Source organism: Comamonas piscis, assembly GCF_014109725.1.
Taxonomy (GTDB): Bacteria; Pseudomonadota; Gammaproteobacteria; order Burkholderiales; family Burkholderiaceae_C; genus Comamonas; species Comamonas piscis.
In genome coordinates, this window is the sequence record NZ_CP058554.1 from 2,188,195 (window position 1) to 2,201,569 (window position 13,375).

General features: G+C 63.4%; 12 protein-coding genes. 7 read left to right on the plus strand and 5 right to left on the minus strand.

Going from position 1 to position 13,375, the window contains the following annotated elements:
• Window positions 1-53: 53 nt before the first annotated feature.
• The 5 genes from HS961_RS09765 (at window position 54) to gsiD (ending at window position 6,823) form a co-directional block, all read left to right on the plus strand.
• A complete protein-coding gene (locus HS961_RS09765; protein WP_182327502.1) occupies window positions 54-1,070 on the plus strand; it encodes an isoaspartyl peptidase/L-asparaginase family protein in 1,017 nt (338 codons plus the stop codon).
• Window positions 1,071-1,390: 320 nt separating this feature from the next.
• Window positions 1,391-3,289 carry a dipeptide ABC transporter ATP-binding protein gene (locus HS961_RS09770; RefSeq protein WP_182327503.1) on the plus strand — a complete coding sequence of 633 codons (1,899 nt, stop codon included), beginning with the start codon at window positions 1,391-1,393 and terminating at the stop codon, window positions 3,287-3,289.
• 102 nt (window positions 3,290-3,391) lie between these two features.
• Window positions 3,392-4,924: a glutathione ABC transporter substrate-binding protein GsiB gene (gsiB, locus tag HS961_RS09775; protein WP_182327504.1), complete on the plus strand. Its 1,533-nt coding sequence runs from the start codon at window positions 3,392-3,394 to the stop codon at window positions 4,922-4,924.
• A 3-nt stretch (window positions 4,925-4,927) separates the two neighbouring features.
• Window positions 4,928-5,848: a glutathione ABC transporter permease GsiC gene (gsiC, locus tag HS961_RS09780; protein WP_182327505.1), complete on the plus strand. Its 921-nt coding sequence runs from the start codon at window positions 4,928-4,930 to the stop codon at window positions 5,846-5,848.
• 15 nt (window positions 5,849-5,863) lie between these two features.
• Window positions 5,864-6,823 carry a glutathione ABC transporter permease GsiD gene (gsiD, locus tag HS961_RS09785; RefSeq protein ID WP_182327506.1) on the plus strand — a complete coding sequence of 320 codons (960 nt, stop codon included), beginning with the start codon at window positions 5,864-5,866 and terminating at the stop codon, window positions 6,821-6,823.
• Window positions 6,824-6,916: 93 nt separating this feature from the next.
• Here gsiD and HS961_RS09790 read toward each other — a convergent pair whose 3' ends face one another.
• The 3 genes from HS961_RS09790 to gloB all read right to left on the minus strand — a co-directional run bounded on the left by HS961_RS09790 (window position 6,917) and on the right by gloB (window position 9,680).
• Window positions 6,917-7,249, minus strand: coding sequence for a hypothetical protein (locus HS961_RS09790; RefSeq protein WP_182327507.1), 333 nt, complete (start codon window positions 7,247-7,249; stop codon window positions 6,917-6,919).
• A gap of 113 nt (window positions 7,250-7,362) precedes the next feature.
• Window positions 7,363-8,907: a transglycosylase SLT domain-containing protein gene (locus HS961_RS09795; protein WP_182327508.1), complete on the minus strand. Its 1,545-nt coding sequence runs from the start codon at window positions 8,905-8,907 to the stop codon at window positions 7,363-7,365.
• Window positions 8,907-9,680 (minus strand): hydroxyacylglutathione hydrolase, encoded by a 774-nt coding sequence (gloB, locus tag HS961_RS09800; protein ID WP_182327509.1) that lies wholly within the window; start codon window positions 9,678-9,680, stop codon window positions 8,907-8,909. Before gloB ends, HS961_RS09795 begins: the two co-directional genes overlap by 1 nt.
• On the opposite strand from gloB, the gene HS961_RS09805 reads away from it, so the two are divergent.
• Window positions 9,679-10,542: a class I SAM-dependent methyltransferase gene (locus HS961_RS09805; protein ID WP_182327510.1), complete on the plus strand. Its 864-nt coding sequence runs from the start codon at window positions 9,679-9,681 to the stop codon at window positions 10,540-10,542. The two genes, gloB and HS961_RS09805, sit on opposite strands and share 2 nt — an antisense overlap.
• Before the next feature lie 103 nt (window positions 10,543-10,645).
• Window positions 10,646-11,095 carry a ribonuclease HI gene (gene rnhA / locus HS961_RS09810; RefSeq protein ID WP_182327511.1) on the plus strand — a complete coding sequence of 150 codons (450 nt, stop codon included), beginning with the start codon at window positions 10,646-10,648 and terminating at the stop codon, window positions 11,093-11,095.
• Between the two features lie 335 nt (window positions 11,096-11,430).
• Here rnhA and HS961_RS09815 read toward each other — a convergent pair whose 3' ends face one another.
• Together HS961_RS09815 and HS961_RS09820 are read right to left on the minus strand one after the other, a co-directional pair.
• Window positions 11,431-12,144: a Crp/Fnr family transcriptional regulator gene (locus HS961_RS09815; protein ID WP_182327512.1), complete on the minus strand. Its 714-nt coding sequence runs from the start codon at window positions 12,142-12,144 to the stop codon at window positions 11,431-11,433.
• 332 nt (window positions 12,145-12,476) lie between these two features.
• Window positions 12,477-13,355 carry a DMT family transporter gene (locus tag HS961_RS09820; RefSeq protein ID WP_182327513.1) on the minus strand — a complete coding sequence of 293 codons (879 nt, stop codon included), beginning with the start codon at window positions 13,353-13,355 and terminating at the stop codon, window positions 12,477-12,479.
• Window positions 13,356-13,375 lie beyond the last annotated feature (20 nt).

The window sequence follows — 13,375 nt, forward strand, 5'->3', positions numbered from 1 at the left end:
CTTCCACCTGAACCCTGCTGGCCCCGTCTGCTTGCGCGGCCGGCCCAAGAACTATGACCACCTCCACCACCTTCCGCCCTGTGATCGCCATCCATGGCGGTGCCGGCACCATCACCCGCGCCTCCATCACCCCCGCCCAGCAGCAAGCCTACCGCGATGCCTTGCGCGATGTGCTGCAAGGCGCGCAGCAAAAACTGGCGGCAGGTGCGCCGGCCGAAGAGGTAGCCGTGGAGGCCGTGCGTCTCCTCGAAGAATGCCCGTTGTTCAATGCCGGGCGCGGCGCCGTGTTCACGGCCGATGCCACGCATGAGATGGATGCCTGTGTGATGCGCGGGCGCGATCTGGCCTGCGGGTCACTGGCGGGTATCAGCACCGTACGCAACCCGGTGCGCGCGGCTTTGGCGCTGATGGAGGCGGGCGGGCCGGTCTTCATGATTGGCGAGGCGGCCGAGCACTTTGCCCAAGCCCAGGGCTGCGAGATGGTGGCGGCCGACTGGTTCTCTACCGAGCAGCGCCTGGCCCAACTGCGCACGGTGCAGGCGGCAGCGCTGGCCTCTGGCCGCGAGCAGATGGCGCTGGACCACACCGCCCAAAGCCAGACCCAGGCCCCAGCGGCGCCGCTGGATGAGCGCAAGAAGATGGGCACCGTCGGCGCCGTGGTGCTGGATGTGCATGGCCACCTGGCCGCCGCCACATCGACCGGCGGCTTGACTAACAAGAAGCCCGGCCGTGTTGGCGATTCGCCCGTCATCGGCGCGGGCACCTATGCGAAGAACGCCGTGGTGGCCGTCTCCTGCACGGGCGTGGGCGAGGCTTTTATCCGGGGCTCGGCCGCCCACACGGTGGCAGCGCGCATCGAGCTGCTGGGCGAGTCGGTGGCCCAGGCCACGGCTGAAGTGATCCACCGCGTGCTGCCGCCACTGGGTGGCGATGGCGGCCTGATTGCGGTGGGCGCCGATGGCGAGGTGTCGCTGTGCTTCAATTCCGAAGGCATGTACCGGGGCCAGATTGGCATTGACGGTGATGCGCTGGTGGCCATTTACGCCAACGACGCGCTGGCACCCGCTTGATATTGCATCGCTGAGTCGGGGACCAGAAAACGGCCCCCCTCCGTCCCTCGCGAGTTGCTTGCCTGCAACGGGCAAGCCACCGCACCACGATGGTGCGCGCCTCTGCGGGTACTGCGTAGGTGAAAACCATAGGCAGTTTTGCCTTCAAACACCATCCCCGGCTTTCTACAATTGCAAACACTGTCACCCAGGTGAAAGTGTAAGCCCCAGTGTTCTTGCTAATACGGGGATTTTTCTCAAGGATTTGTCCCAACCCGGGTGCCTGTCCTGCATTACGGCTCGTGCCTTCTTCCCGAAGCCCGGCACTGCCCCTTCTACCTATGTCCAACCCCAGTTCTCCTCCCGTGCACGATGATCTGACCTCGCCTGTTTTGCAAGTGCGGGATCTGTCCGTGAGCTTCAAGACCGAGCAGGGGCGGGTGCAGGTGGTCAAGAACCTGAACATGGATGTCTACGCGGGTCAGACCCTGGCCGTGGTGGGCGAGTCCGGCTCGGGCAAATCGGTCACCTCACTGGCGCTGATGCGGCTGGTGGAAACCGGTGGCGGCCAGATCGACAGCGGCTCCATGCTGCTGCGCGGCCGCCATGCGGGCGCCATTGACCTGGCCAAGGCCACGCCGGCGCAGATGCGCAAGGTGCGTGGGGCGGACATGGCCATGGTGTTCCAAGAGCCGATGACCTCGCTGAACCCGGTGTTCACCGTGGGCGAGCAGATTGCGGAATCGATTCGCCTGCACCAGGGCAAGTCCCACAGCGCCGCGATGGCCGAGGCCTTGCGCATGATGGAGCTGGTGCGCATTCCCGAGGCGCGCAATGTGCTCACGCGCCACCCGCACCAGCTGTCGGGCGGCATGCGCCAGCGCGTGATGATTGCGATGGCGCTGTCTTGCAAGCCCTCGCTGTTGATTGCCGATGAGCCGACCACGGCGCTGGATGTGACCATCCAGGCACAGATCCTGGCGCTGGTGCAAGAGCTGCAGCGCGAGATGGCCATGGGCGTTATCTTTATCACCCATGACATGGGCGTGGTGGCCGAGGTGGCCGACCGTGTGCTGGTGATGTACCGGGGCGACAAGGTGGAAGAGCAAGACTGCGTGCAGCTGTTTGCCAATCCCCAGAAGGACTACACCCGCAACCTGCTGGCGGCAGTGCCGCAGCTGGGCGCCATGCGCGGCAAGGATCTGCCCGAGCGCTTCAGCCTGCTGGGCCAGGATGCGCAGACGGAGGTAGCGCCCACCTCGACGGTTCAGCCCGGCGCGCCGGTGCTGCAGGTCAACAAGCTGGTGACGCGCTTCCCGATCAAGGAAGGCCTGTTTGGCGGCGTCAAGCGCCAGGTGTACGCGGTCGAGCAAGTGAGTCTGAGCCTGCAGCCGGGCGAGACCTTGGCGGTAGTGGGTGAGTCCGGTTGCGGCAAGTCCACCACGGGCCGGGCATTGGCCCGTTTGATCGATTTCCAGTCCGGCGATGTGCAAGTGGCCGGGCGCGATATTGCCAAGCTGCAAGGCGCGCAGCTGCAGGCGCTGCGCCGCGATATCCAGTTTATTTTCCAGGATCCGTTCGCCTCGCTCGATCCGCGGCTGACCGTGGGCTACTCCATTCTGGAGCCCATCCTGATCCACAAGCTGATGCCGCGCGAGCAGGCCGAAAAGAAGGTGGAGTGGTTGCTGGAGAAGGTGGGTCTGCCGTCGGCAGCTGCCAACCGCTACCCGCATGAATTCTCGGGCGGCCAGCGCCAGCGCATTGCCATTGCCCGCGCACTGGCCTTGAACCCCAAGGTGGTGATCGCCGACGAGGCCGTCTCTGCGCTTGATGTATCGATCCGCGCGCAGATCATCAACCTGATGATGGACCTGCAGCGCGAGTTCGGTATTGCCTTTTTGTTCATCTCGCATGACATGGCCGTCGTCGAGCGGGTCAGCCACCGGGTGGCGGTCATGTACCTGGGCCAGATTGTCGAGATCGGGCCGCGCCGCGCGGTGTTCGAGAACCCGCAGCACCCCTATACCAAGCGCCTGATGGCCGCCGTGCCGATTGCCGACCCGACCCAGCGCCGCCAGCACACCTTGAATGTGGCCGAGATCCCCAGCCCCGTGCGCGGCGTGGATGACCCGCCGCGTGTGCTGCCGATGCTGGAGGTGGGGCCAGGCCACTGGGTGGCGCAAGAGACACCGCAGCCTGCGGTGCCCGCCGGCCAAGTGCAGGATCTGCAGCCGGCTTGAGCCTGCGCAGTGCCTGTGGAGATGGATGAAACAAAGAATGTGTGGGGTCTGGCCGCCGCTGTGGTGGGCCAGCCGATGCAAAACCTGAAGAGGAAAGTTGATATGCAACGACGTTTGACTTCGATCGCCGCCGCCATGCTGCTGGCGGGTACTGCGTTTTCGGCCCACGCGGCCAAGGACGTGGTGGTAGCGGTGGCTTCCACCTTCACGACCACCGACCCCTACGATGCCAATGACACCTTGTCGCAAGCGGTAGCCAAGTCCTTCTACGAAGGCCTGTACGGCTTTGACAAGGACATGAAGATGATTCCCGTGCTGGCCACGGGCTTCGACGTGAGCAAGGATGGCCTGGTCTACACCTTCAAGCTGCGCAGCGGCGTGAAGTTCCACGACGGCACGCCTTTCAACGCAGAAGCGGTGAAGCAGACCTTTGAGCGCGTGATCAACCCGGACAACAAGCTAAAGCGCTACAACCTGTACAAGAACATCGCCAAGATTGAAGCGGTGGACGATCTCACCGCCAAGTTCACGCTGAAAGAGCCCTTTGCGCCTTTCGTCAACTCGCTGGCCCACCCATCGGGCGTGATCATCTCGCCCGCTGCGCTCAAGCAGTACGGCAAGGACATCGTGCAGCACCCCGTTGGCACCGGCCCCTTCAAGTTTGTCGAGTGGAAGCCTTCGGATTACATGAAGGTGGCCAAGTTTGACGGCTACTGGCAAAAGGGCTTGCCCAAGGTGGATTCGATCACCTGGCGCCCGGTGGTGGACAACAACACCCGTGCATCAATGATGCAGACCAACGAAGCGCATTTCGCCTTCCCGGTGCCGCCAGAAGCGGTGGCCACCCTGGAGAAGAAGGCCAGTCTGGAAGTCACCAAGGCCCCGTCGATCATCCATCGCTACATCTCGATGAATGTGACGCAAAAGCCCTTTGACAACCCCAAGGTGCGTGAGGCGCTGAACTACGCCATCAACAAGGAAGCGCTGTCCAAGGTGGCTTTTGCCGGCTCGGCCATTCCTGCCGAAGGTGTGCTGCCCAAGGGTGTGGAATTTGCCACCAAGCTGGGCCCCTGGCCCTACGATCCAGCCAAGGCCAAGGCCTTGCTGAAGGAAGCCGGTTATCCCAACGGCTTTGAGAGTACCTTGTGGTCGGCCTACAACCACTCCACCGCCCAAAAGGTGATCCAGTTTGCACAACAGCAACTGGCGCAGGTAGGAGTGAAGGTAACGGTGCGCGCGCTGGAAGCGGGCCAACGTGTGGCGGAAGTGGAATCGGTGCAGGACGCCAGCAAGGCTGCGGTGCGCATGTACTACGTGGGCTGGTCCTCGTCCACAGGTGAAGCGGACTGGGCCATGCGCCCACTGCTGGCCGGTGAGAGCGCGCCTCCACGCGGCTTCAACACTGCGTACTACAACAACGCCGAAGTGAATGCCGATATTGCCAAGGCGCTGGTGACCACCGACACCGCAGCGCGCGGCAAGATCTACGCCGATGCCCAGCAAAAGATCTGGAAGGATGCGCCCTGGATCTTCCTGAACACCGAGCAACTGGTGTCCGTGCGTGCCAAGAACCTGTCTGGCTTCTACGTCATCCCTGACGGTAACTTCAACTTTGTTGACCTGGACCTGAAGTAATCCATGTTTCGCTACCTGCTCAAACGCTTGCTGGGGCTGATTCCAACGCTGCTGATCGTGGCGGTGTTGGTGTTTGGCTTCGTGCATATGCTGCCCGGTGACCCCGCGCGCCTGGCTGCTGGCCCCGAAGCCGGCCCGGAGACGATCGAACTGGTCCGCAAGGACCTGGGGCTGGACCTGCCCTTGCACCAGCAGTTCGTCCGTTTCTTCAGCAACGCGTTGCAGGGCGATTTTGGAAAATCCATCCGGACCAAGCGCCCGGTCTCGCAAGAGATTGCCGAGCGCTTTGGCCCCACCTTCTGGCTCACCTTGATGGCCATGGGCTGGTCGGTGGTGCTGGGCATGTTCCTGGGCATTGTCTCTGCCGTCTGGCGTAACCAGTGGCCTGACCGCCTGGGCATGACCTTGGCGGTATCGGGCATCTCCTTCCCCTCGTTTGCGCTGGGCATGCTGCTGATGCAGTTCTTCTCGGTCAAGCTCGGCTGGCTGCCCACCGTGGGTGCGGACAGCTGGAAGCACTATGTGCTGCCGTCGCTGACCCTGGGCGCGGCCGTGGCGGCGGTGATGGCGCGTTTCACCCGCAGCTCCTTTATCGACATCCTCAAAGAGGATTACGTGCGCACTGCGCGAGCCAAGGGTTTGAAGGAGACGGTCGTCGTCATCAAGCATGGCCTGCGCAACGCGATGATTCCGGTGGTCACCATGATGGGCCTGCAGTTCGGCTTTTTGCTGGGCGGCTCCATTGTTGTCGAGGTGGTCTTCAACTGGCCGGGCATGGGCCGCTTGCTGGTCGATGCTGTCGAGATGCGCGACTATCCGATCATCCAGGCCCTCGTGCTGCTGTTCTCGCTGGAATTTATCCTGATCAATCTGGTGGTGGATCTGCTCTATGCCTGGATCAACCCCACCATCCGTTACCGCTAAGCAGGTGCTTTGGCTATGACTACTCCGAACGCTCCTGAATCTACCGACCGCGCAGTGGCGGCCGCAACGGCGGTCCCCGCCGGCGCTGCAGCGCCATCGCTGCCCGCCAACCTGGCTGCATCGACGCGTATGCGCACGCCGATGGCCGAGTTCTGGCGCAAGTTCAAGCGCCAAAAGCTGGCCTTATTTGCTGGCGGCTTTATCTTGCTGCTGGTGCTGGTTGCCATCCTGGCGCCGTGGATCACCCCCTACGATGCCGAGAACTTTTTTGACTACGATGCGCTGAACTCGCCCCCCACGGCCAAGCACTGGTTTGGCGTGGATTCGCTGGGCCGGGATATCTTCAGCCGCATTCTGGTGGGCGCGCGAATCTCGCTGGCTGCCGGCTTTGTGTCGGTGGCGATTGGCGCGGTGATTGGCGCCATTCTGGGCCTGCTGGCTGGTTACTACGAAGGCTGGTGGGACCGCTGCGTGATGCGCATGTCCGACGTGCTGTTTGCCTTCCCCGGCATCTTGCTGGCCATCGGTATCGTTGCCATTCTGGGCAACGGCATGATCAATGTGATCATGGCGGTCGCTGTGTTCAGCGTGCCGGCCTTTGCCCGCCTGGTGCGCGGCAATGTGCTGGCGCTCAAGCAGCAAACCTATATCGAGGCCGTGCGCTCCATCGGTGCGCCGGACTGGGTCATCATGCTGCGCCACCTGCTGCCCGGCACCGTGTCTTCTGTGGTGGTCTACCTGACGATGCGCATCGGCACCTCGATCATCACTGCGGCCAGCCTGTCCTTTCTGGGCATGGGCGCGCAGCCGCCTACGCCGGAGTGGGGCGCCATGCTGAACGAGGCGCGCAGCGATATGCTCAACGCCCCGCATGTGGCCCTGTTCCCCAGCCTGGCGATCTTTGTGACCGTGCTGGCCTTCAACCTGCTGGGGGACGGCCTGCGCGATGCGCTGGACCCCAAGCTTGACAACTGATTGGACTGCGGATCAGCAGGGCGCTGAAAGCGTCCCAGCAAAAGCGGCAAGCGCCTTGAGGTGCTCGCCGCTTTTTTAATGGCCGGTGCCGTGTCAGGACGGTGCCGCATCCAGTTTCTGCAGGCGCTTGAGGAACACCGTCATCTCCTTGACCGTCTGCGTATCGCCTTGCTGCTCTGCCACCTGCAGGCCTTGCTGCCAGCTGGCCTGGGCCTGTGCACGGGCGTCGGGCGCGCCCGATTCCAGCTGCGCCTTGCCCAGCAGCTTCCAGGCGGCCGAGTACTGCGGGTTCTGCGCAACGGCCTGTGCCAGGTGCAGCGCAGCGGCCGCATAGTCGGCTTCCTTCAAGCAGGCCTGGCCCAGCCCAAAGCGCAGCACGGCGCTGTCTTGCCCCTTGGCCAGCAGTTTTTCCAATCCTTCGCGCATGCGGTCTCCTCTGTGTTGCGCCCAGCATAGTGCGCGGGCTTTGTCCGCAGAGTCTGTGCGCATAAAAAAGGCGCTCCGAAGAGCGCCTGGGGCTGGGCTGAGGCGGGTGGCGATCAGCGCTTTTTCTTGGTGGTGCTGGTGCTGCGCTTGGAGGGCGCCTTCTTGGTAGCGGTCTGGCGCACCGCGGGCTTGCGCGCATTGCTGCTGTTGCGCGCGCTGGCCCTGCCACGCGGGGCAGGGGCGGCGCCCACGCGCACGGGCATGTACAAAACCACCTGGTGGCCGACCTTGAAGGCACTCTTGACGCCGACATCGTTCCAGTCGGCGACCTGCGAGGCGGTGACCCGGTAGCGCTGGGCGACGCGGGCGACGGTATCGCCCTTGCGGGCCTTGACGGTGGTGCGGCGGGTGACGACTTCCGGCGTCAGCGCGATGTGGGCGTTGTCGGCCAGGTGGCTGGACACATCTTGCTTGACGGCGGCCGAGCGCGGCACCATCAGCGACGAGCCGCCCTTGACCATCATGCGCGGCGGAATGTTGTTGACCGCGCGCAGGTCGTTCTCGCTCATGCTGACCATGCCGGCGGCGGTGGCCACGGTCATGGTGCTGGGGACGGTCCAGACGGTCCAGCTCGCGTACTGGCCTTTTTCATGGGCCTGCAGGTTGCGGCGGAACACATTGGCGTTGTCCCAGGGCAGCAGCACCTGCGGCGTGCCGGCCTTGAAGATCACCGGGCGGTTGAACGAGGGGTTGAGCGATTTCAGCTCATCCATCGTGACGCCGGCCATCTCGGCGACCTGGGCGGTGTCGATGTCGCGGTCCAGCGTGACGGCCTGGAAGTAGGGGTGGTTTTCGATCAGCGGCAGCTCGGCCTGGAAGCGCTCGGGGTGGGCAATGATGTTCTTGACCGCCTGCAGCTTGGGCACATAGTTGCGCGTCTCATCGGGCATGCTCAGGTCGGTGTAGGCGCCGCCCAGCCCTTGCTTTTGGTTGCGCGCAATCGCGCGGCCCACGCTGCCTTCGCCCCAGTTGTAAGCGGCCAACGCCAGGTGCCAGTCGCCAAACATGTTGTAGAGCTTTTGCAGGTAGTCCAGTGCTGCGCGGGTGGAGGCCAGCACATCGCGGCGGTCGTCGCGGAACATGTTCTGCTTGAGGTCGAAATAGGTGCCCGTGGCCGGCATGAATTGCCACATGCCGGCGGCCTTGGCGCTGGACACCGCCTGCGGGTTGTAGGCGCTCTCGATGTAGGGAAGCAAGGCCAACTCGGTGGGCATGCCCCGACGTTCCAGCTCCTCGACGATGTGGAACATGTACTTGGACGAGCGCGCCGTCATGCGCTGGATGTAATCGGGGCGGGTGGAGTACCACTGCTCCTGGCTGGCGACCAGGTCATTTTCCAGATCGGGCATCGCAAAGCCGCGGCGGATACGGTCCCAGAGATCGTCAGGCACCGCCAAGTTGGTGACCGCGCCATTGCCCTGCAGGTTGGTGGCATTGATGGGGCTGAGCGGGCCGCTGGGGTAGCTGGGCGTGTGGGGGGCGGTGCTGGCTTTGAGGGGCGGGTCCACCGGCAGGCTGTTGGGGGCGCCAGTTTCGGTCGTGGCGCAGCCGGTGAGGGCGAGTAGGGCGCTCAGGCTCCACAGGTACAGATGCTTCATCAAAATTGGTTCTTCCAGCGACGCAGCGCGGCAAAAACGGCGACCGAGTCGCTGCTAGGGGTGGAGGGATCAAACTGCTGCGCAGCGCGGGCCACGGGGGCCAGGCTGCAACGCAAGAAGGGGTTGATGCGCAGCTCGTTGCCAAGCTGCGCGGGCAGGGTGGGCTCGCCTCGGTCGCGCAGCTGCTCGCAGTGCGCCAGATAGCGGGCGATGTCCTGGTTGTCGGGCTCCACCGCCTGGGCAAAGCGCAGGTTGGAGAGCGTGTACTCGTGGGCAGCACAGACCCGCGTGTTGGCGGGCAGCGCAGCCAGGGCCGACAGCGATGCATGCATCTGCGCGGGCGTGCCTTCAAAAAGGCGACCGCAGCCGCCTGAGAACAAGGTGTCGCCACAAAACAAAATGGGCTGGCCCGCTACATCGGCGCAGTAATAAGCGATATGACCGGCGGTATGGCCGGGCACATCGATCACCTGCCACTGCAGGCCGAGCAGCACCAGGCTGTCGCCGCCCTGCATGGGCTGGCAAGGCTGGGGAATGTCTTCGGTAGCGGGGCCGTAAACGCGGGCACCGGTGGCTTCGCGCAGCTCGGCCACGCCGCCGGTATGGTCGCCGTGGTGGTGGGTCACTACAATGGCTTGCAGCTGCAGATCCAGGCGGCGCAGCGCCTCAAGCGCGGGCGCGGCCTGGCCTGGGTCGACGATCAGCGCGTGCTGTCCGTCGTGCAGCAGCCAGATGTAGTTGTCGTTGAAAGCGGGCAGAGGTAACAGATGCATGAATGACCAAATTATAGGCACGCAAAACTGGTGGCAGACGCCGCTGGGCAGCTACATGCTGTCCTGGGAGCAAACATGTTACGACGATGCAGTGGCTGATATTTTTGGCTTCCATAGTCTGCAGATCGGGCTTTTCCCGCTCCAGGGTCTGCGCAATAATCGCACGCCCCACCGCTGGCTGGCACTGGATTCGACCGAACAGATGCTGCAGTGGCAGCAAAGCAGGCTGGCAGATGTACAGAGCTTTGCGCCGCCTTTACAAAGCGAGGGCTGCCTGCCTGCAACAGCCACTACCCCGATAACCGCCAGCTTGGTGTGCGATGCCCACGCCTTGCCGTTTGGCCCCGATACGCTGGACCTGGTGCTGCTGCCCCATACCTTGGAGCTGAGTGCCGACCCGCATGCGGTGCTGCGCGACGTGGCCCGGGTGATGGTGCCCGAAGGGCGGGTGCTGATCAGCGGTATCAACCCGGCCAGCCTCTGGGGTATGCACACCTGGAGCCGCCGCATACCGGGTCTGCAAAAGCTGCCGCCCATGCCCGATGACCACAACCTGATTGGCTATGGCCGTTTGCGCGACTGGCTCAAGCTGTTGGGTCTGGAGTTGCAAAGCGCCAGTTTTGGCTGTTTTCGCCCTGCGATGCGCAGCGATGCCTGGTTGAGCCGCTGGGAATGGATGGACCGGCTGGGGCCCGCGGCTTGGCCAGTGCTGGGTGGTGTGTATTTTGTCGAGGCGGTCAAGAAAGTGCCCAGCGTCCACAAGCTGGCCGCGCCCTGGAAGGCGCCAGCGCCCAGCGGCGTGGGGCGCCCTGCAGTCGCAGCGCGTGAGCGGTTGACCGAGACCCATCGCCGCCCGGATTAATGCCGCTGGGCAGTTGGCATGCGGCGCCGGGCCCGGGCTGAAAACCGCCGCAAATGCGCTTATAGTGGCCCCCTGTTATTGATGCTAGTGCCAAGGAGTGGCTGTGAACCAAGTGGTGATTTATACGGACGGCGCCTGCAAAGGCAACCCGGGCCCCGGCGGCTGGGGTGCTTTGCTGAGCGCGGGCACGGCGCAAAAGGAGCTGTTCGGCGGCGAGCTGGGTACCACCAACAACCGCATGGAGCTGATGGCCGTGATCCAGGCCCTGGAGGCTTTGAAGCGCCCCTGCGATGTGCAGCTGTATCTGGACAGCCAGTATGTGCGCAAGGGCATCACCGAATGGATCACGGGCTGGAAAGCCAAGGGCTGGCGCACGGCCAGCAAGGAGCCCGTGAAGAATGTGGATTTGTGGCAGCGCCTCGATGCGCTGGTCCATGGCGGCGAGCACCGCATCACCTGGCACTGGGTCAAGGGCCATGCCGGCGATCCGGGCAATGAGCGCGCAGATGCGCTGGCGAACAAGGGTGTGGCGGTGGCGCTAGGCCGCGCCTAAAACTTTTCCGGTAATACAAAGCACAACGCAGGGAGCAAGATATGGGACGCATCATGCGCATTCTGGCCGTCATTGGCGTGCTGGCCGCTCTGTACGTGGCTTACCGCTACGGGGTGTTTTAAGAGCCGCAAACACAACCCTTGATACGTCGTTGCCTCGCCGGCCGCGCCAAGCCTTGTCGTACGTCTGTACTGCCTGCAGCTTGGCGCCTAGTCGGGGACGCCTAGTCGGGGGCGCCCAGCCTCAACCGCAAACCTTCGGTTTGCTGGGTCGTGTTACCGGCGCTAAGCAACGCGCCCACCAGCGCAGGCCGCTGGTGTGCGGAATGGCGTGGTTTACTCCGACGCTGCAATGCGGCGCAGCGCATTGCTGTCGCGCACCGTCAGGCCCGAGGGCTCGATGCGGATGGAGGATTCGCGCTCCATCGATTTGAGCTCTTGGTTCACCCGCTGGCGCGAGGCGCCCAGCAGCTGGGCCAGCTCTTCCTGGGCCAGTTGCAGGCCGATACGGGTTTCGCTGACTTCCTTGCCGGGCACGCCGTAGCTGCGCGAGAGGTGCAGCAATTGCTTGGCCAGGCGCGCGCGCAGCGGCAGGGTGTTGAGATCTTCCACCATGCCGTAGAGGCTGCGGATGCGGCGGGCATGCATGCGGGCCAGCGCCTGGTAGAACTCCACATGGGTTTGCAGAATGCGCTGGAAATCCGCTTTGCTGACGCAGACCAGGGTGGTCTCGCCATGGGCATAGACGTCATGTGTGCGGCTGTCTTCGTCGAACAGACCTACATCGCCAAACCAGGTGCCGGGCTCGACATAGGTCAAGGTGATCTGCTTGCCGGTGAGCGATGCCGAGCTGACTCGTGCCGAGCCTCGGGCCACGGACACCCACTCTTCGGGCTCATCGCCGCGCGAGAAGATCAGGCCGCCATCCTTGAAGCGCTTGACATAGGCGCAGCGCAGGATGTCGTGGCGCAAAGTGGGCGACAGGGTGCTGAACCAGCGCCCTGTGTTGATAGCTTCGCGCTCTTCGGGGGTCAGGATTGGATCGTCCATGGCATGTCGTCTCGGTGACTGGAATTATGAATTTTGTCGCTTGTGCGACGGTCATCATCGAATGTATAGCATTGACGCCAGATTGTTAATTGTCACCCGGGCCTCTCAGGCATGCGGCAATCCAAGTTGTCCGCTTTTGCAACCTTTTGCTGCGCAACAAATGAGCCTTATATGCTCATTGGGTTTGCATATATCGCTATCAATTTGATATTTGGGTTTCCCCGGTGTGCGCGAATGGCGAAGGGGTACTTCTTCAATGGTGAAGCTGGTCTTAAATGCTGGGGTATTGGGCTGCAGCCCCAGCGCTTTCCCTCTTGTATTCGCAGGCTATTTCAGGCTGCCAGCCGCTTGCGCAGGCGCTGTTGCCACACCTCCACCAGCACCACCCCTAGGCCCGCGCAGCAGATCAAGGCCATGCCGGCGGCAGTCGCCGCATCGGGCAATTGGCCAAAGATCAGCCAGCCCAAGGTGGTGGCCGAGACGATCTGCAGGTAGTTGAAGGGTGCGAGCAAGGTGGCGTTGGTTTTGCTGTAGGCAGTAATTTGCAGCCAGTGGCCGACAAAGCCCGACAGACCGGTGGAGGCCAGCAGCAGCCATTGCCAGATCGTCAGATCCAGCTGCTTCCAGAAAAACGGCAGCAAGGCACTGAGCACCAGCGCGCCCAGCAGGCCGCCATAGAAGTTGCTGGTGAGCGGGTCATCGGCTGCCACGCGGCGGGTGCTGATCTGGAACAGCGCAAAGGTGCTGGCCGTGACCACGCCCCAGATGGCGCCTTCGGTGGACAGCTGGCCGCCCGGGCGGATGACCACCAGCATGCCGACAAAGCCCAGCAGCACGCCCGCCCAGCGGTGCCAGGCTGGCCGCTCACCCAGCAGCCAGGGCGCCAACACCATCAGCAGCAGCGGGGCCATGAAGTTCATCGCCGTGCCTTCGGCCAGCGGCACCATGCTCAGCACATGGAAGAACAGCAAGGTGGTGGCAATCATCAGCACCGAGCGCTGGATCTGGCGCGACAGCGACTGGGTGCGGAACAGGCTCCTGCCGCGCTTGGGCAGCACAAACACCCCCATCAACACCACATGGCCCACATAGCGGAACCAGGCCACCATCAATACCGGTACCCCTGCCAACACCAGCAGCTTGCCGCTCGCATCGAGGCTGGAGAGAATCCACAGCCCGCAGACATGCAGGACGATACCGAGTTGGCTCATGAGGGGAAGTTTTTAGCGCA

Excerpts from the sequence above, each read along its gene's own strand:
- HS961_RS09765 (WP_182327502.1), top strand. The coding sequence starts at position 54 with ATGACCACCTCCACCACCTTCCGCCCTGTGATCGCCATCCATGGCGGT.
- HS961_RS09770 (WP_182327503.1), top strand. The coding sequence starts at position 1,391 with ATGTCCAACCCCAGTTCTCCTCCCGTGCACGATGATCTGACCTCGCCT.
- gsiB (WP_182327504.1), top strand. The coding sequence starts at position 3,392 with ATGCAACGACGTTTGACTTCGATCGCCGCCGCCATGCTGCTGGCGGGT.
- gsiC (WP_182327505.1), top strand. The coding sequence starts at position 4,928 with ATGTTTCGCTACCTGCTCAAACGCTTGCTGGGGCTGATTCCAACGCTG.
- gsiD (WP_182327506.1), top strand. The coding sequence starts at position 5,864 with ATGACTACTCCGAACGCTCCTGAATCTACCGACCGCGCAGTGGCGGCC.
- HS961_RS09790 (WP_182327507.1), bottom strand. The coding sequence starts at position 7,249 with ATGCGCGAAGGATTGGAAAAACTGCTGGCCAAGGGGCAAGACAGCGCC.
- HS961_RS09795 (WP_182327508.1), bottom strand. The coding sequence starts at position 8,907 with ATGAAGCATCTGTACCTGTGGAGCCTGAGCGCCCTACTCGCCCTCACC.
- HS961_RS09805 (WP_182327510.1), top strand. The coding sequence starts at position 9,679 with ATGAATGACCAAATTATAGGCACGCAAAACTGGTGGCAGACGCCGCTG.
- gloB (WP_182327509.1), bottom strand. The coding sequence starts at position 9,680 with ATGCATCTGTTACCTCTGCCCGCTTTCAACGACAACTACATCTGGCTG.
- HS961_RS09815 (WP_182327512.1), bottom strand. The coding sequence starts at position 12,144 with ATGGACGATCCAATCCTGACCCCCGAAGAGCGCGAAGCTATCAACACA.
- HS961_RS09820 (WP_182327513.1), bottom strand. The coding sequence starts at position 13,355 with ATGAGCCAACTCGGTATCGTCCTGCATGTCTGCGGGCTGTGGATTCTC.